Genomic DNA, 17,141 nt, shown 5'->3' with positions numbered 1-17,141 from the left:
TCACATCCCCGACCGCCCCGCGATGATCATCCGGGCCGATACGGTGCTCCCATGCCCGCACTCGATCCCGGCCGCACCGCGCTCGTCCTCGTCGACCTGATGGAACGCATCGTCGCCCTGCCCCTCGCGCCCCGCTCCGGCGCCGACGTCCTCGGCACCGCCGGCCGCCTCGCCGGCGCGTTCCGCGACGCCGGCGCGCCCGTCGTCCACATCCGCGTCGAACGCCCGGGCGTCGACACCCAGCCGCCCGGCAGCGAACTCGTCGCCGGCCTCGTGCACCCCGGCGACGAGACCGTCGTCAAGAACACCATCGGCGGCTTCCAGGGCACCGGCCTCCACGACCTGCTCCGGAAGCACGGCGCGACCACCCTCGTGTTCGGCGGGATCGCCACCAACCTCGGCGTCGAGTCCACCGCTCGCGCCGCCGCCGACCTCGGCTACGAGCTCGTCTTCGCCGAGGACGCCATGACCGCCCTCACCGCCGACGAGCACCGCGCCTCCGTCCAGCTGGACTTCCCGCGCCTCGGCACCGTCGCACCGGCCGCCGCGATCACCCTGGGCGGCGCCGAGTGAACCGGGTGCCGATACGGTACGGGGCCCGCCCCTGCTCCCTCGTCGTCTGCCGCGGCTGCTGCTGCGGCGACGCCCGTAAGAACCCCGGCCAGGACCACGACGGACAGCTCACCCGGCTCCGCGAGGCCGCCGCGGCCTCCGGCGGCCGGCTGCTGCTCCGCACCAGCGACTGCCTCGGGCCCTGCGCGCAGGCGAACGTCCTCGTCGTCCAGCCGTCCACCGAAGGCCGCCGCCGCGGCGGCCGGGCCGCCTGGATCGGCTGGAGCGCCGACGACGACTGCCTCGACGACATCCTCGCCTGGACCGCCGCCGGCGGCCCCGGCATCGCCCCGCCGCCGGCCACGCTCGAACTCCAGATGATCGACCCGCCGAAGAACTAGCCCAGAACCACGGCCCGTCTCCGGCGGCACACACCGGCGACAAGCGGCCGCCGAACAGGGGCGACGTCCAGGGGCGATGTCCAGGGGCGACTTCCAGGAGGTGTCTCGCCCCTAGCTGTGATGTCTCATGAGGTTGGTTCCATCGCGTCCCCGATCGTGAGCTGCTGGGGGATGACAGCGGGTGGCTGCGGCAGATGGCCGAGGGTGACTAGGTATCCGGTGGTGGGGGTTCGGCTGATGGGTGGCTTCCCGCCGAGAGCTGAGTGCGGTCGTTCGTGGTTGTAGTAGTTGAGGAAGTCCGCGAGTGCGACGCGACGTTCACGCTCGGAGGTGTAATCGCGCACGTAGGCCCATTCCCGGGCGAGTGTGCCGTTGTAGCGTTCGACTTTCCCGTTGGTCCGCGGTGTATAGGGGCGGGTGCGCTTGTGCTTGGTGCCGGTTGCTTCGACGGCGTCAGCCCAGGTGTGCGAGCGGTAGCATGCGCCGTTGTCTGTGAGGACGCGGCGGATCGAGATGCCGTGGGCGGCGAAGAAGGACGCTGCGCGGTGCCAGAACGCGGATGCGGTGGCAGCACGTTCGTCCTCCAACGCCTCGGTGTATGCCAGTCGAGAGTGATCATCCACGGCTGAGTGCAGGTAGGTGTAGCCAACTTTTCCGGTGCCGGGGCCGGCCCGTTTGGATGCGCGGGCCGCATCAGTGCCGAGGCCGTGCATTCGCCACCCGCCGCCTGTTGGGATGCGTCCGAGCTTCTTGATGTCGACGTGGATCATGTCGCCGGGCTGGTCGTGCTCGTACCGGATGACCTCGCGCAACCGCTCGCCGGTGGGTGGGTCGAGGTCACGTAGGCGGTTGAGTCCCCGGCGGACAAGGACGCGGTGCACAGTGGCTGGGGCCAGTGTGATGCCGTGCAACCGCTGGAGGTCGGCTGCCAGGCGGGCCGGACCGTGTTTGGTCTGACGGCGCAGTACCTCCACGAGATCTGCGATGTCTTCTGCAGTGCGGGCTGGGCTCACCGCCGGGCGGGAGGAGCGGTCGAGAAGTCCGTCCTCACCGTGCGCGCGCCAGCGGGCGTACCACTTGCCCAAGCACCGGCGGGAGATGCCGGCTTCGGCGGCGACGTGTGCAATTGGGCGTCCCGCCTCGATGCGTAGGCACAGGCGCAGTCGTCCTTCGGGTGTGAGCGGGGCGTTGCGGTGCCCTGTCACGTGCCTGGGACCGAGCGGTTCTGCGGGCTGGACGACTGGCAGCACCACGATTGTGGTGTGCTGGTCCTCATGTTTCCTCGCGCAGGCTCGGGAACAGAGAGCGGGCGCGGTCGGGGTCCGGTGCGACGAACGTGCCGTCCGCCGACACGAGGGTTGCCGAGCGGTCGTGGTCGGTGGTGATCGAGCCGACCACGAAGATTTTGCGGTCGTCGGTTCCGGTGATGCGCGCCGAGAGGTGCAGGGGCGTCTGCAAGGGGACGGGGCGGTGGTAGCGCAGTTGGAGGCCGGTGGTCATCCCTGGCATTCCGGCGGCGGTGCAGGCCCATCCCATGAGTTCGTCGAGGAGCATGGCGCTGATGCCGCCGTGGCCGTAGCCGGGTGGCCCTTCGTGGGCGATGCCGAGGGTGCAGGTTCCGGCCACGCCGTCGGCGGCGGGCGTGACGTGCAGGGGTGGTGCGAGCGGGCTGCCGGGTCCGGTGACGGGGCTGTACATCCGTACCCCGCCCGGGAATTCGTCCACTGCGGGAATGTCTGCCGGTGCGCGGCGGGGGCCGGTGAACGCTCCGGTGAGGGTGCGGACGTCGTCCGCCAGGAGATGCAGGGCTTCGGGGGAGGCCGCGGTGCGGACGGTGGCGTCGACGAGCAGACGCAGCTCGTGGCCGAGTGCGGAGATCGCCTCCCGTCGGCGTTGAAGGTCCTCGGCTGCCGGATCGTGCGGGGTGGTGTTCGGGGTGGTGAGGGGCGAGGTCATCAGGTGTCTCTGTGTGCGGGGTCGCGGAGTGCGAGGTGGCGGTCAGTGTGTGGCCGGGGGCGGGGTGGTGTCGCGGACGAAGACGGGCTTGAGGTGCTTCTCGGGCAGGGCGGCGGGCAGGTCCTCCCAGTCGAGGACGTGGGAGACGACGCATTCGGGGGCGACCGTGCCGGAGGCGGCGAGGTCGAGTGCGTCGGGGAGGTGGGCTCGGACGTTGTCGCGGGCGATGCGCAGGGTGACGCCGGTGAGGTACATGTCGAGCAGGGGCAGTTCGCCGGGGCGGAAGTGGTTGCCGGCCGATTCGCAGATTCCTTCCGGGGCGAGGGAGTTGACGGCGAGTGCGAGCTGGTCGACGCGGCCGGTGGCCTCGACCGCGATGTCGAAGCCGTGCCGGATTGGTGCGAGGGTCTCGGCGGTGCGGGCGCCGAAGCTCTCGGCGAGCTCGCGGTGTTCGGGGTTCGGATCGACGTAGAGGACGTCGGAGGCGCCCAGCGCGCGGGCGATGTCGCAGACGTACAGGCCGATGCTGCCCCGGGCGACGACCAGGACGCGGGCGCCGGGCCGGGCCTTGAGGTGGGGTGCGACCAGGCGCCAGGACAGGGACCAGTTGTCGCTCGCCGAGGCCATGGCGACCGGGTCGAGGCCGGACGGGAGCGGGACCAGCATGGCGTCCGCGTACGGGACCCGGACCAGGTCGGAGAAGAGCCCGCCCCAGCTGCCGCCGATCGGCGCACCGTACATCGCCATGTGCGGCACCGTGGTGCAGTGGGCGGTCAGTCCGGTGCGGCAGTGGTCGCAGGTGCCGCAGTTGATCGACCACGGCACCACCACCAGGTCGCCGGGGGCCACGGTTGTGACGGCGTCGCCGGTCTCCATGACCCGGGCCACGCACTCGTGGCCGAGGGCGAACGGCGGGTCGATGAAGCCGTGCCCGGCCAGGATCGCGGTGTCGACGTCGCAGGAGGTCGCGGCCACCGGGGCGACGATCGCCTCGCCGTCGGCTTGGAGCTTCGGGTCGGGCGCTTCGCGCCATTCGACCGAGTTCCGGGCCACGTAGGTCAGTTCACGCATCGGCCCGATGCCCCTTCGCCAGGGCCACCAGGTCGGCGTAGCGGATGACGGAGCCGCCCGCGCCCCAGGTGCCGTCGGGCTGCTCGTGGATCAGAACCCACACCCGCAGGGCGTCGTCCGGGGTGAGGCCGGCGGCGGCCAGGACCGTCTTCGTCGCGTCCTCGGTCAGGCCGGCCTTGCGCCTCTCGGACAGCGCTCCCTGCGGCACCGTGACCTCCACGAGGAAGCGGGGGGCGTCGTCCTCGGCGGTGCTCTGGGCGCCTTCGGGCAGCTCGACGAGGTAGCTCCACGCCTGGGCGCGGAAGAAGGCGGTGTCGGGCGCGCCTTCCCAGCGCAGCAGCACGGCCGCGAGGTCGCGCTGCACGGTGGTGCGGCCCTCCGCGCTGAGGGCGCCGACCGGGACGGTCAACCGGATCATGGGCATGGCAGCTCCTATGACGAGCGTTATAGACGCGAATCACGGTAGACTATGACGGTCGTTATATCCAGAGGGGAAGTGCGCACATGCCCAAGAGCAGCACGCCGTCGCGCGAGCGGATCGTGGCCGGCGCCGCCGACATGATCAGCCGTCGCGGGCTGAGCGCCACGAGCATCCGCGAGATGGCCAAGCACGCCAAGGCGCCGCTCGGTTCGACCTATCACTACTTCCCCGAGGGCAAGCAACAGCTGGCCACCGAGGCCGTCCGCTACACCGGCGAGTGGGTCGCCCGCAGTCTGCACAAGGAGCTGGAGGCGGGACCGGCCGAAGGGCTGCGGGCCTTCCTCGCCCTGTGGCGGAAGATCGTCGTCGAGAGCGACTTCCATGCAGGCTGCCCGGTCCTGGCCGTGGCCATCGAGGAGCCGCCGACCGACCAGATCCCGCCCGCCCTGGCGGCCGCGGCAGAGGTGTTCACACAGTGGGAGGGCCTGCTGGCCGACTCCCTGCGGGCGCACGGCACCGAGGTCGAGCAGGCTGCGCAGCTCGCGACGCTCATCGTCGCGTCCGTCGAGGGAACGGTCGCCATGTGCCGCGCCCAGCGCAGCACGCGCCCCCTCGACCACACCGCCGAACAGCTGCAGGCCCTCATCGCGACGACCGTCAAGGACTGAGCGAGGGGCCACGCGAGACGCGGATCGACTGCCGATGGCCGTTGACCGATTAGCCGGTTACGCTCCGTTTCACCCTGTATCGCCCGGGAAGGACCGTGCTGCCATGCCTGTGGATCCGGCCATCGTGGCCCTGATGGAGAAGTTCGGCGTGGGCGGCCCGGAGCCCGCCACGCCCCCCACGCTCTCCGAGGCCCGTGAAGGTCTGCGCAAGCTGACGCTCGCGGCAGCGCCCCGCCCACCACTCGCGGTCGGCTCCGTCACCGATGACACCGTGGCCGGTATCCCGGTCCGCATCTACCGGCCCCAGCGCGACGGGACCGCCGCGACGGTGGTGTTCTTCCACGGCGGCGGCTTCGTCGCGGGCGACCTGGACACCCACGACAGCATCTGCCGCCGCCTGTGCCGTGACGTCGAGGCGGTCGTCGTCGGCGTCGCCTACCGACTCGCCCCCGAGCACCCCTTCCCCGCCGCGTACGAGGACGCCCTGGCCGTATCCCGCCGCATCGCCCATGACCCGGAGTCCTTCGGCGGCGGCCCGCTCGCCCTCGCCGGGGACAGCGCCGGCGGCAACCTCGCCGCCTCGGTCGCCCTGGCGTTCCGCGACGAGGGCATCCCCGTCGCCGCCCAGCTCCTCGTCTACCCCTGTGCCGACCTGACCAGGGGGCCCGAATACTCGTCCCTGGCCGAGAACGCCCACGGCTACATGCTGACCGCGTCCGACCTGGACGCCTGCCTCGCGGCGTACATCAACGACGACCCCGCCCTGGCCAAGCAGTTCCCCCCGTCCCCGCTGCGGGCCGTCGACCACCGCGGTGTGGCACCGGCCGTCATCGGCCAGGGCGACAACGACGCCCTGCGCGACCTGACCCTGGCCTACGCCGACGCCCTGCGCGCGGCCGGGGTGACGGTACGCCTGCACCGCTACCCCGGGCTGATCCACGCCTTCCTCCACTTCGACGCCCTCATCCCGTCTGCGGACGCGGCGGCCGGCGAGATGTACGCCGACTTCAAGAAACTCATCACCGCCGCCACATAGGAGGCAGGCGCCCACCCACGCCCGAGCCTTCGGCGATCCCCTGACCGCCCGGAGCTCGGAGGTGCACCCGATCAGGCGCCGAGGTGTGTCTGGCAAGGAGGCAGAAATGCGGTCGATCGACCGGAGCTTCGCGGAGCAGGAGCTCGCATTGCTGACCGAGTGGGGGCCGCGACTGACCGGCACGAGCGTGCACGAACGGCTGGTCGATCACGTCGCAGGCCGGCTGGCGGAGCTGGGTCTGCGCGTGCATGAGGACGTCCACACCTTCACCCGATGGGATGCCCCCGACCGCGGCGAGGGGCTGCGGCTGACCGTCGGCAACCACGAGACGGAGATCTCTTCGGCGTTCCCCTACTCGGGTGTCACCGGGCCGGACGGCATCACCGGGGCGCTGCGCCTACTCAGCGGGCCTGTGCCGCGCTGGTCGAAAGCCCGTGGCGGCATCGCGGTGGTTGAGGTACGCAACCGGCCCGTGCCGCTCGGGGAGCTGGTGCGCACCTGGGACGACGAGCCGGGCTGGCACAGCGCGCCCAATCCGCTGGTACCGGCCACCCTGGCCGGGGCCGGGCTGGGCAGGGCGCGGCGGGCCGGAGTGCGCGGGGTCGTCTTCGCCTGGCGGGACATCACACCCGCCCATGCCCGTGACCAGTACCTCCCGTTCACGCTGCCGTACCAGGACATCCCGGCGGTGTTCGTCGCGGGCGAGGCCGCCGACACGGTGCTTGCCGCAGCAAGAAGCAATGACCAGGCCCGGCTGACGTTGGACGCCACCCTCACTCCCGGCACGCGTACCCGAACCGTCTGGGCAGTGGCCGAGGGCGAGCAGCAGCCTGATGAGGCGATCTTGGTGGTCAGCCACAGCGACGGCACCAACGCCGTGGAGGAGAACGGGCACATCGGCCTGCTCAGCCTCGCCCGCGATGTCGTCGCCGACCGGCCCCGCCGCACCGTCATCTTCGTGCTGGCCACGGGCCACCTGCGCATCCCGGAGGTCACCAGCAAGGGCCAGGCCGCCACCCGCTGGCTAAGCGATCACCCCGACCAGTGGTCGCGCCAACAGCGCGCGGTGGCTGGACTGGTCATCGAACACCTCGGCGCACGCCAATACGGTGACGAGCCCGCATCCGGTCGTTTTGGGCCCACGGGGGCTGCCGAACCCGAACTGCTCTACGCCACCACCCGCGAACTGAAGACCCTGGTGGACCTGGAGTGGCAGGGCGGCGACCGTGGACCGACCCGGGTGTCAGCACCCGGCCCTCTGATCCAATTCGGAGAAGGCGAACCGCTGCACGATCACGGCATCCCGGCCGTCGCCCTGGTCACCGCACCGCAATACCTGCTGTCGACCCACCAGGACGACTACGTGGACCTCGACCTCCTCATCCGGCAGGTCGACAGCTTCCATCGGCTGCTGCGCCGCCTGGACGACCTGCCCGCGGGTCATTTCGGCACCGTCACCCACGCCGGCCCGCTCGCCAAGGCCGTCTCCGCCGGCAAGGTACTGGCCAGGCTCTGCAAGGGCTGATCAGGGCATCCTTCAGGGCTTGCCCGACGTCGAGGCCCTCATCGCCGCCGTATGAAGGGCAGGAGCCCACGTCCAAGCCCCCGGTCGTTCGCCTTGATGGCGGGCGCCGGGGGCTTGGACGTGGGCTCGGTCAGGCGCCGAGGTGGGCGCGGATGGCCTTGGCCTTCTCCTCGGTGAACACGCCGGTGTCGAGGAGGGGGAGGACGGACAGTACGCCGCCGCGCGAGCCCCAGCTGCCCTCGTCGATGACGCGGAAGTTGACCCACCACGCGGGCGACGGCTCGGCGAGACCGCAGGCGTCGGCCATCGCGGCCAGAAGACGTTCGATGACCTCCGTCCGCACCTCCTGACGCCAGTCCCCGTCCATCACCGCAACATCGATCACCATGACGTCGGCCTCCGGCCCGGCATCCGCAAGGAGCCGCCCGCCGATCGCCATCATGTCGCTCTCGCGCTCGACGAAGTGCACCTGGAACCCGACTCGCGCGGGCGGGGCGAACTGCCCCACCTCGGGCACGAGCACCGCGTCCGTCAGGGTCTCGGCCAGCTTGCGGCGCTGCTCCAGGCTCAGACGGCCCTTGGTGGTGTTCACGGTGATGATGGTCACGACTACCTCCTATGGCGACTGTTATAGACCGAGGCTACACCGCTCTATAACGACTGTCATATCGGAGCCGTTCGGAGCTTTACCAGGCCATCTCACCGTGCCGGTCGCGGAAGGCCCCGGTCGGCCCGTCCGCTCCGATGGTGGCGAGTTCGACGATCGCGTCGGTCCCCTCGGTCACTGTCTGCGGGCCGCTGTGGCCGTTGAAGTCGGTCGCCGTGTAGCCGGGGTCGGCCGCGTTCACCTTCACGTCCGGCCAGGACTTGGCGTACTGGGTGGTCAGCATGGTCACGGCGGCCTTGGACGCCGTATAGAGCGGCGCGATCGCCTGGCCCTCGACGCGCTCGGGGTCGTGGGTGGCCGCGAAGGAGCCCATGCCGCTCGACACGTTGACGATGACCGGGTTCGCGGACTTCCGCAGGAGGGGCAGGAACGCATGCGTGACGCGGACGATCCCCACGACATTGACCTCGAACACCGCGCTGGCGTCAGCGGCCGTGATCTGGTCGGCGGCACTGTGGGTACCGAAGACTCCCGCATTGTTGATCAGGACATCGATGCTCCCCTCACGGGCCCTGACGTCGGCGACGGCCGCCGTCACGGACGCGTCGTCGGTCACGTCGATCTGCACGAACCGGGCACCCAGCGCGTCGGCGGCCGCCTGGCCGCGCCGGGGATCGCGCGCACCGAGGAGGACGGTGTGGCCCGCCTCGATCAATCGGCGGGCGGTCTCGTACCCGAGGGACTTGTTGGCACCGGTGATGAATGTGGTCGTCATGCGTTCACTCTCGGCCGGTGGCCAGAGGAGAACCAGTGCCCTCTGCGACGGTAGGACTGCCGGTACCAGGCACAGCGGCCACCCGCCGGACACAATGGCCGAGTGGACGAGACCCTTGGCACAGCGCTGCGCCGCTGGCGCGACCGGCTTTCCCCCAGAGACATCGGGCGGACCGCGCGGCCCGGACGGCGCGCGGCCGGCCTGAGGCGCGAGGAGCTGGCCGAGCTCGCCGGACTCTCGGTCGACTATGTGGTGCGGCTCGAACAAGGGCGCGCCACGAACCCTTCGGCACAGGTCGTCGCGAGCCTGGCCAGGGCGCTGCAGCTGGAGCCTGAGGAGCGCGACTACGCGTACCGGCTGGCCGGCCTCCTGCCTCCGCACGACGGGACGATCTCCACGCACGTTCCGGCCGGGGTCCAGCGGATGCTGGCTCGCCTCGGGGAGTTCCCCGTGGGCGTGTTCAGCGCCGACTGGACCTTGCTGTCCTGGACTCCGGCATGGGCGGCGCTGCTGGGCGACCCCAGCGGACGGACACACAGCGAGCGGAATCTGGTGCGGGCGGTCTTCGCCTCAGGACCTGGAGGGCTCGCCGCCTGGCCCGTGCAGCAGGAAGGCGACACCCTGACCTCCGCCCTCGTCGCCGATCTGCGTGCCGCTCTCGTCACCTATCCCCACGACCGTGGCCTGGTTGATCTCGTGGAGGAACTGCGCTCCACAAGCGTGGAGTTCAGCCGCCTGTGGGACGAGGGCGCGGTCGGTCTGCATGTCTCGGCTCGCAAGAGCATCGTGCACCCGCAGGTCGGCGAGGTGACGTGCGACTGCGATGTGCTCACCGTCCCGGGCAGCGATATCCGCCTCGTCGTCTACACCGTGGCCGCAGGCTCTCTCGATGCCGAAAGGCTGGAGTTCCTCCGGGTCACGAACGGAGCCGGCGCCGACGGGTCCCCCCATCCGGGGCCCGGACTGTTCTCGGCGCCGTGACCACCCGACCGGCCAGACCCGTCAGGCGGCTCCAGCACCACGTACCACGGCTGGACCCAGCGGACACCAGTGGAACCAACCTCATGAGATGGCACACCTAGCGCGCCGCCTCCGGGGCGGCCGACGCGTCCAGCGCGATCCGGTGCTCACCCGCGTACACGTTCATGTCCTGCCCCCGCAGGAAACCGACCAGCGTCAGACCCGACTCCAGCGCCAGGTCCACCGCCAGCGAGGACGGTGCCGACACCGCCGCGAGCACCGGGACGCCCGCCATCACCGCCTTCTGCGCCAGTTCGAACGAGGCCCGCCCCGACACGAGCAGCACCGACCGCTCCAGCGGCAGCCGCCCCTCCCGCAGGGCGAGGCCCACCAGCTTGTCGACCGCGTTGTGCCGGCCCACGTCCTCCCGTACGTCGAGCAGTTCGCCGTCCTCCGAGAACAGCGCCGCCGCGTGCAGCCCACCGGTCCGGTCGAACACCCGCTGCACCGCCCGCAGCCGCTCCGGCAGCGAGGCGAGCAGTCCGGGCGTCAGCCGCAGCGGAGGGTTGTCGGCGATCGGGAAACGGGCCGTCGTGCGCACCGCGTCCAGGCTCGCCTTGCCGCACAGCCCGCACGACGAGGTCGTGTAGACGTTCCGCTCCAGCGTGATGTCGGGGACGGCCACCCCCGGCGCCAGCTGCACGTCCACCACGTTGTACGTGTTCGATCCGTCCGCCGTCGCGCCCGCGCAGTACACGACGTTCCGCACGTCCGAGGCCGCGGCGAGCACGCCCTCGCTCACCAGGAAGCCGACCGCGAGCGCGAAGTCGTCGCCGGGCGTGCGCATGGTGACGGCGATCGGGCGTCCGTTCAGCCGGATCTCCAGCGGCTCCTCCGCCACGAGCGTGTCCGGCCGCGTGTTCACCGCCCCGCCCCGCACGCGCACCACACGCCGTCGCTCCGTGACCCGTCCCATGGTCGCTGCACCGTTTCTGTCCGTGCGGGACGCATCTGTCCCCGTGGAACGCCCCCAGGGGGCCTGACCGGCCCATTCTCCTCTTGTCACGGTCGAACAGGCACTTCGGGGGAATCTTGGTGGTTTACGTCACCGGTTACCCGTCGGTCGCTGACAAGACTGGGTCCTCCTGCCGCAATCGAACCACCGAGGGGGTCCCCGGGATGACGGGCACTCGCATCGCCGCGCTCGGGCACTACCAGCCCGCCAAGGTGCTCACCAACGACGACCTGGCCGCCCTCGTGGAGACCAGCGACGAATGGATCACCAGCCGGGTCGGCATCCGCACCCGGCACGTGGCAGGACCCGAGGAGCCGGTCGACGAACTCGCCGCGCAGGCCGCCGGCAAGGCCCTCGCCGCCGCCGGGCTCGCCGCCGCCGACATCGACCTCGTCCTCGTCGCCACCTCCACCGCGATCGACCGCTCGCCGAACACGGCCGCCCGCGTCGCCGCCCGCCTCGGCATGGGCTCGCCCGCCACCATGGACCTCAACGTGGTCTGCGCCGGCTTCACCCACGCCCTGGCCACCGCCGACCACGCCATCCGCGCCGGTGCCGCCCGCCGCGCGCTCGTCATCGGCGCCGACAAGATGACCGACGTGACGGACTGGACCGACCGCACCACCTGCGTCCTGGTCGGCGACGGCGCGGGCGCCGCCGTCGTCGAGGCCACCGACACCGACACCGGCGCCATCGGCCCCGTCCTGTGGGGCTCGGTCCCGGAGATGGGCCACGCCGTCCGCATCGAGGGCACCCCGCCGCGCTTCGCGCAGGAGGGCCAGGCCGTCTACCGCTGGGCCACCCAGCAGCTCCCGTCCCTCGCCCGCAAGGTCTGCGAGCGCTCCGGCATCCGCCCCGAGGACCTGGCCGGAGTCGTGCTCCACCAGGCCAACCTGCGGATCGTGGAGCCGCTCGCCGCGAAGATCGGCGCGGTCAACGCCGTCGTCGCCCGGGACGTCGTCGACTCCGGCAACACCTCCGCCGCCTCCGTACCCCTCGCCCTTGCCAAGCTCGTCGAACGCGGCGAACTCCCGTCCGGGGCGCCGGTGCTGCTCTTCGGCTTCGGCGGCAACCTGTCGTACGCGGGCCAGGTCGTCCTGATCCCGTAGCACGGCCCGGGCCGCCGCGTCGGGGTCGCCTATACTCCAGCGCGTCGCGGAGCCGCCGGACGGGGGAGAGATGGTCAAGGCTGCGGAAGAGGCGTCCACCTTGGGGACCGCCTGGCTCGTCCTCGTGGTCGGCGCGCTGGTCGTCCGACTGGCGCTGCTGCCCCTGCTGCTGCGCACGCAGCGCGCGGTCAGACAGCGCGAGGCGGCGGCCTTCTCGGGCGCCCGGTCCGGCGGCGCCGACTGGTCGGCGCCGTTCTTCGAGCGCGCGCTGATGGTGACGTTCGGCGCCGGCCTGCTGACCCTCCTCGCCAACGTCGCCGAGCCGGTCGACTTCCAGGACGAGCTGTCGGTGGCGCTCTGGCCGGGAGGCGCCGGCAACCCCGCCGACCTCGGCACCCTGTTCCTGGAGTTCGCGAGTTCGGGCCTCCACGGCCTGTCCTACGACGCGCTCTACGTGGGGCTCACCTTCTGCGTCCTGTCCACCGTGCTGTGGGTGCTGACGCAGAAGAACCTGCTGAGCGCCGGCATGCCCGAGGAGCTGTGGCTCTCGTCCCGGACCCGCCTGCGGGTGATCGGCGGGTTCCTGCTGCAGCTGGTGCTGACGGTGGTGGTGCTGCCGGTCGGGGCGACGGCCGTGTTCCTGGTTTTCCATGCCGTCGCGCTCGTGACGAGCCGCCGCCACCCGCCCGTCAAGGCGGCATCGCCCGTCGAGGCGGCCCCGCCCGTGCCGCCGATGCCCGCCTTCGCCCCGGCCGCCGCCGCGGCGCACGCCGCCCCGACGGCCGCCGCCGCCCCGCCCGTCACACCGGCAGCCACCCCGGCCGCTCCCGCGTTCGTGCCGGCCGCCCGCCCCGCGCCGGGAGCGCCCGACGCGCCGGGAGCGCCCGGAACGCCGGGAGAGGCCGCCGCGCCGGCCGCCGTACGGGATCTCGCCGCGCACGAACCGCGGAGGATCGGCACGTACCAGCTCCTGGGCAGGATCGGGGCAGGCGGCATGGGCACCGTCTACCTCGCACGGCGGGACGGCTCCGCCACGCAGGTCGCCCTCAAGACCATCCACCCGGAACTCCTCGGCAACACCGAGCTGTTGAGCCGCTTCGAGCGCGAGTCCGAGGTGCTGTCCATGGTGTCCGGCGCCTACACCGCACGCGTGCTCGACTCGGGCGTGGACGAGGGACGCCCGTACCTCGCCATGGAACTGCTCGACGGCCGGCCACTCGACCGTCACCTGCGCGAACTCGGCCCGCTGCGCGGCCCCGAGGCGCTCCGTTCCCTCGCGCTCGCGCTCGCCGCGGCACTGTCCGCGGTGCACCGGCTCGGACTCGTCCACCGCGACCTCAAGCCGGGCAACGTCATGCTCACCAGCGCCGGGCCGCGCCTGCTCGACTTCGGCATCGCGACGATCGTCGACCGCACGCGGCTGACCGCCACCGGCGCCGCCCCGGGCACGCTGGGCTACATGGCGCCGGAACAGTTCGAGGACGGACCCGCGGGCCCGGCCGCCGACGTGTGGGCGTGGGCCTGCTGCGTCGTCTGCGCCGCCCACGGCGACAGCCCCTTCGCCGCGACCGGCATCGGCGCCGCGTACCGACGGATCACGGAGGGCACCCCGGACCCGGCCGCGCTCGCCTCGGTCGACGCCGTCGACCCGGCCCTCGGAGCAGCCGTACGGCAGGCCCTCCGCACCCGCCCCGCGGACCGCCCCGCCGACGGCACGGCCCTCCTCGCCCTCCTCACCGAGGGCCCGGGCCACACGGTGCCGGACGCGCGCTCGCTCCACGAGGAGATCACCCGCGGCTGGAACACGCTTCCGCCGGTGAACTGACGAGGGAGGGGCGGCGCGTCCGACCTGCGGTCCGACCCCCGGCCACGCGGTGCTCCCGGCCCCGGGCGTGACCCGATCGGCGGAGCCCGGTGGCGGGGGCGTCGGGGCGGGCCTAGCTTCGAACGCGGCGAGGGTCTGCAGCCCGGACGTCCGCGGAAACCCTCCGCGTCCGCCCTCGCGTGATCTGGAGGACCGCCATGCGCCGCGCGATACGCGTAGCTACCGCAGCCCTGATCGCCGCCGTCCCGCTCTTCCTGGCGGCGCCCTCGGCCCTGGCGGACGACGACGGCCTCCCGGACGGCGGCGGCTTCCCGAAGGAAGACACCGACTTCGCGAAAGGCGCTGACGGCTTTCCGAAGGACGGCCGCGACTTCCCGAAGGACGGCACCGACTTCGCGAAGGACGGCACCGACTTCGCGAAGGACGGTGGCGACTTCCCGAAGGACGGCACCGGGCACGACATCACCTCCTTCGGCTTCTCCGTGACGCCTAGGACCGTCGCCCCCGGCGGCACCGTGACGCTGAAGTCCGACGGCTGTGAAGTGCCCACCGTGACCGTCGAGTCGGGGGTCTTCGACACCGTCACCCTGAACGAGGGCCACGAGGGCACCGCCACCGTCGACCTCGACGCCAAAGTCGGCGCCCAGTACGAGGTCACCTTCGACTGCAAGGGCGAGCGCGGCACCACGACCCTCACCATCGCGGGCGGCGGCGGCCACCACACCGACCCCACCACCGGCGCCCACAAGGGCGTGAAGGCCGGCTTCGGCTCCGACGGCGTCGGCACCACCGAGATGGTCACAGGAGCGGTGCTCATCGCCGGGGCGCTCGGCTCGGCCGTCGTCCTGATGCGCCGCCGCGAACCCGCCGACACCACGCAGCGCTGACGGGGCGCCCAGGGGGACCGAGACAGCCCCTCCGCCCCGGTGTGACGAGGTCCGGGTCGGAGGGGCGCCACACGACCGCAGGCTAGGCCGGCGGGACGAGGAGAGGGCGGGTCGCAGGTGGAGGGGTCGTACGGGCACGGGCGGCGCGGCGCCTGGGGCGTGATCGCCGTGGTCCTCCTGATCGGCGTGCACCTGGTCCGCGACGGGACCGGTGACTGGCGGGCCGACGGCCCTCCCCAGCCCCTCGCGGCCGCCGCGCCCGCCCTGTCGCCCGCCGCCACCGGTGCGGCGCCCGCCCCGCTGAGCGCCTCGCCGCCGGTACGGGTCCGCGTGCCGGCCGTCCGGATCGACGCCCCGGTGACCCGCGTGGGCCTGGACGCCGAGGGCTGGATCGACGCCCCGCCCCCCGACGACCGCAACCTGACGGGCTGGTTCACCGGCGCGGTCACGCCGGGGGAGCGGGGCACCGCCGTCGTCGTCGGCCATGTCGACACGCCCGGCGGCAGGGCCGTCTTCTACGACCTCGGTGCGCTGGCCCGGGGCAAGCGAGTGGAGATCGCCCGCGCGGACGGGCGAACGGCGGTGTTCACCGTGTACGGCGTCGAGGTCGTCCCCAAGGGGGACGGCTTCCCCGCCGAGCGGGTCTACGGCTCCACGGGCAACCCGGAACTACGGCTGATCACCTGCGGCGGCCGCTACTCACCGGACAGCGGCTACGAGAGCAACGTCGTCGTCTTCGCCCACCTGACCGACGTCCGCTGAGCGGCCCCGCTTCCGCACCCGCCCCTGCTCCCGTACCGGGCCCTTTCCCGAACCCGAGCCCTCCTTTGTCCACTGTCGGGAAAAAGTCGGCGCGGATTCGTGCACGACTTCTTCCCACCCCGGGACCCCGCTGCTACGTTCCCCTCGAAAGCCCGACGCGGAGCTTCCGCGAAGACGGTCAAGGGAGGGGCGCGTGAGACGCATGACGGCACGACCTGCCAACGCGCACCAGGCGCGACTCCTACGGCTGTTGCGCGACGGGGGTCCCAACTCCCGTGCGCAGCTGGGCGATCAGATCGACCTCTCGCGCTCCAAGCTCGCCGTCGAGGTCGACCGGCTGCTCGACACCGGACTCGTCGTCGCGGACGGGCTCGCCGCCTCGCGTGGCGGGCGCCGCTCGCACAACATCCGGCTCGCGCCCGAACTCCGCTTCCTCGGCATCGACATCGGCGCCACCTCCATCGACGTCGCCGTCACCAACGCCGAGTTGGAGGTGCTCGGGCACCTCAACCACCCGATGGACGTCCGCGAGGGACCCGTCGCGATCTTCGAACAGGCCCTCGCCATGGCGGCGAAGCTGCGCGCGTCGGGCCTCGCCGAGGGCTTCGACGGCGCCGGGATCGGCGTCCCCGGCCCCGTCCGCTTCCCCGAGGGCGTCCCGGTCGCCCCGCCGATCATGCCCGGCTGGGACGGCTTCCCCGTGCGGGAGGCGCTCAGCCAGGAACTCGGCTGCCCTGTCATGGTCGACAACGACGTGAACCTGATGGCCATGGGAGAGCAGCACGCGGGCGTCGCCCGCTCCGTCGGCGACTTCCTGTGCGTCAAGATCGGCACCGGCATCGGCTGCGGCATCGTCGTCGGCGGACACGTCTACCGCGGTACGACGGGCAGCGCCGGGGACATCGGCCACATCCAGGTCGATCCCCAGGGCCGCCCCTGCGCCTGCGGCAACACCGGCTGTCTCGAAGCCCACTTCAGCGGCGCCGCGCTTGCCCGCGACGCCGAGGAGGCGGCACGGGCCGGCCGGTCGGACGAGCTCGCCGGCCGCCTCGCCGCGGCCGGCCGGCTCGCCGCCGTCGACGTCGCCACGGCCGCGGCCGCCGGTGACGCCACCTCACTCGCCCTCATCCGTGAGGGCGGCAACCGGGTCGGGCAGGTCATCGCCGGACTCGTCAGCTTCTTCAACCCCGGTCTGGTGGTGATCGGCGGCGGTGTCACCGGCCTCGGTCACAACCTCCTCGCCAGTGTCCGCACCCAGGTCTACCGCCAGTCCCTCCCGCTGGCCACCGGCAACCTGCCCATCGTCCTCGGTGAACTGGGGCCCGCCGCCGGCGTGATCGGCGCGGCCCGCCTCATCAGCGACCACGTCTTCTCACCGGCGTAAATCCCGCGCCGGCGTCCACCTCTCCACCGGCGTCGACCCTCTTCACCTGCGTCGACCCTCTTCACCGGCGTACTTCCTCACCGCCGTCCGGATCGCCGATGGTCACGGGTACCGACCCGGACCGTCCGCGTCCCTGCCCGTGACACCCGTACCCGCACCCGCACCCGTACCGCACCCGTACCGCACC

General features: G+C 72.1%; 17 protein-coding genes and 1 pseudogene. 11 read left to right on the top strand and 7 right to left on the bottom strand.

Translation table 11 applies throughout. The features are described 5' to 3' along the window. Positions 1 to 51 precede the first annotated feature (51 nt). Positions 52 to 573: an isochorismatase family protein gene (locus ACFWJO_RS01200; protein WP_386862739.1), complete on the top strand. Its 522-nt coding sequence runs from the start codon at positions 52 to 54 to the stop codon at positions 571 to 573. Then, positions 570 to 953 (top strand): (2Fe-2S) ferredoxin domain-containing protein, encoded by a 384-nt coding sequence (locus ACFWJO_RS01195; protein WP_384412259.1) that lies wholly within the window; start codon positions 570 to 572, stop codon positions 951 to 953. The genes ACFWJO_RS01200 and ACFWJO_RS01195 overlap by 4 nt, the downstream gene beginning before the upstream one ends. Positions 954 to 1,183: 230 nt before the next feature. On the opposite strand, the pseudogene ACFWJO_RS01190 reads toward ACFWJO_RS01195, so the two are convergent. The 4 genes and pseudogenes from ACFWJO_RS01190 to ACFWJO_RS01175 all read right to left on the bottom strand — a co-directional run. After that, positions 1,184 to 2,158, bottom strand: a pseudogene (locus ACFWJO_RS01190) (IS481 family transposase); the annotation flags it as partial. Positions 2,159 to 2,225: 67 nt separating this feature from the next. Next, the gene (locus ACFWJO_RS01185; protein ID WP_386862738.1) at positions 2,226 to 2,909 is read right to left on the bottom strand and encodes a PaaI family thioesterase; all 684 of its coding nucleotides are present in this window, start codon (positions 2,907 to 2,909) and stop codon (positions 2,226 to 2,228) included. Between the two features lie 42 nt (positions 2,910 to 2,951). Then, positions 2,952 to 3,980, bottom strand: a complete 1,029-nt coding sequence (locus ACFWJO_RS01180) for a zinc-binding dehydrogenase (RefSeq protein ID WP_386862737.1) — start codon at positions 3,978 to 3,980, stop codon at positions 2,952 to 2,954. Then, positions 3,973 to 4,404 carry a 4-oxalocrotonate tautomerase family protein gene (locus ACFWJO_RS01175; RefSeq protein WP_386862736.1) on the bottom strand — a complete coding sequence of 144 codons (432 nt, stop codon included), beginning with the start codon at positions 4,402 to 4,404 and terminating at the stop codon, positions 3,973 to 3,975. Before ACFWJO_RS01175 ends, ACFWJO_RS01180 begins: the two co-directional genes overlap by 8 nt. A gap of 80 nt (positions 4,405 to 4,484) precedes the next feature. On the opposite strand from ACFWJO_RS01175, the gene ACFWJO_RS01170 reads away from it, so the two are divergent. The 3 genes from ACFWJO_RS01170 (at position 4,485) to ACFWJO_RS01160 (ending at position 7,630) form a co-directional block, all read left to right on the top strand. Next, positions 4,485 to 5,069 carry a TetR/AcrR family transcriptional regulator gene (locus tag ACFWJO_RS01170; RefSeq protein WP_386862735.1) on the top strand — a complete coding sequence of 195 codons (585 nt, stop codon included), beginning with the start codon at positions 4,485 to 4,487 and terminating at the stop codon, positions 5,067 to 5,069. 103 nt (positions 5,070 to 5,172) lie between these two features. Further along, on the top strand, positions 5,173 to 6,105 hold the full coding sequence (locus tag ACFWJO_RS01165; protein ID WP_386862734.1) for an alpha/beta hydrolase: 933 nt from the start codon (positions 5,173 to 5,175) through the stop codon (positions 6,103 to 6,105). Positions 6,106 to 6,211: 106 nt separating this feature from the next. Next, positions 6,212 to 7,630: a hypothetical protein gene (locus ACFWJO_RS01160; RefSeq protein WP_386862733.1), complete on the top strand. Its 1,419-nt coding sequence runs from the start codon at positions 6,212 to 6,214 to the stop codon at positions 7,628 to 7,630. A 130-nt stretch (positions 7,631 to 7,760) separates the two neighbouring features. Here ACFWJO_RS01160 and ACFWJO_RS01155 read toward each other — a convergent pair whose 3' ends face one another. Together ACFWJO_RS01155 and ACFWJO_RS01150 are read right to left on the bottom strand one after the other, a co-directional pair. Further along, positions 7,761 to 8,237: a 4-oxalocrotonate tautomerase family protein gene (locus tag ACFWJO_RS01155; protein ID WP_386862732.1), complete on the bottom strand. Its 477-nt coding sequence runs from the start codon at positions 8,235 to 8,237 to the stop codon at positions 7,761 to 7,763. A 79-nt stretch (positions 8,238 to 8,316) separates the two neighbouring features. Continuing rightward, entirely contained in the window at positions 8,317 to 9,012 is a 696-nt protein-coding gene (locus ACFWJO_RS01150) for an SDR family NAD(P)-dependent oxidoreductase (protein WP_386862731.1), read from the bottom strand. 102 nt (positions 9,013 to 9,114) lie between these two features. Here ACFWJO_RS01150 and ACFWJO_RS01145 point away from each other — a divergent pair, with 102 nt between their 5' ends. After that, a complete protein-coding gene (locus ACFWJO_RS01145; RefSeq protein WP_386862730.1) occupies positions 9,115 to 9,993 on the top strand; it encodes a helix-turn-helix domain-containing protein in 879 nt (292 codons plus the stop codon). A gap of 97 nt (positions 9,994 to 10,090) precedes the next feature. Here ACFWJO_RS01145 and fdhD read toward each other — a convergent pair whose 3' ends face one another. Beyond that, positions 10,091 to 10,948 (bottom strand): formate dehydrogenase accessory sulfurtransferase FdhD, encoded by an 858-nt coding sequence (gene fdhD, locus ACFWJO_RS01140; RefSeq protein ID WP_386862729.1) that lies wholly within the window; start codon positions 10,946 to 10,948, stop codon positions 10,091 to 10,093. A gap of 203 nt (positions 10,949 to 11,151) precedes the next feature. On the opposite strand from fdhD, the gene ACFWJO_RS01135 reads away from it, so the two are divergent. The 5 genes from ACFWJO_RS01135 to ACFWJO_RS01115 all read left to right on the top strand — a co-directional run bounded on the left by ACFWJO_RS01135 (position 11,152) and on the right by ACFWJO_RS01115 (position 16,954). Next, positions 11,152 to 12,096, top strand: a complete 945-nt coding sequence (locus ACFWJO_RS01135) for a beta-ketoacyl-ACP synthase III (RefSeq protein WP_386862728.1) — start codon at positions 11,152 to 11,154, stop codon at positions 12,094 to 12,096. A 70-nt stretch (positions 12,097 to 12,166) separates the two neighbouring features. Next, positions 12,167 to 13,921 (top strand): serine/threonine-protein kinase, encoded by a 1,755-nt coding sequence (locus ACFWJO_RS01130; RefSeq protein WP_386862727.1) that lies wholly within the window; start codon positions 12,167 to 12,169, stop codon positions 13,919 to 13,921. A 197-nt stretch (positions 13,922 to 14,118) separates the two neighbouring features. After that, entirely contained in the window at positions 14,119 to 14,808 is a 690-nt protein-coding gene (locus ACFWJO_RS01125; RefSeq protein ID WP_386862726.1) for a hypothetical protein, read from the top strand. A gap of 117 nt (positions 14,809 to 14,925) precedes the next feature. Beyond that, positions 14,926 to 15,570, top strand: a complete 645-nt coding sequence (locus ACFWJO_RS01120; RefSeq protein WP_386862725.1) for a class F sortase — start codon at positions 14,926 to 14,928, stop codon at positions 15,568 to 15,570. Between the two features lie 202 nt (positions 15,571 to 15,772). After that, a complete protein-coding gene (locus tag ACFWJO_RS01115) occupies positions 15,773 to 16,954 on the top strand; it encodes an ROK family protein (protein WP_386862844.1) in 1,182 nt (393 codons plus the stop codon). The last annotated feature ends 187 nt before the right edge of the window (positions 16,955 to 17,141 follow it).

It is taken from the genome of Streptomyces sp. NPDC127092 (assembly GCF_042722475.1).
Taxonomy (GTDB): Bacteria; Actinomycetota; Actinomycetes; order Streptomycetales; family Streptomycetaceae; genus Streptomyces.
This window is presented reverse-complemented; position numbering and strand designations above follow the sequence as displayed.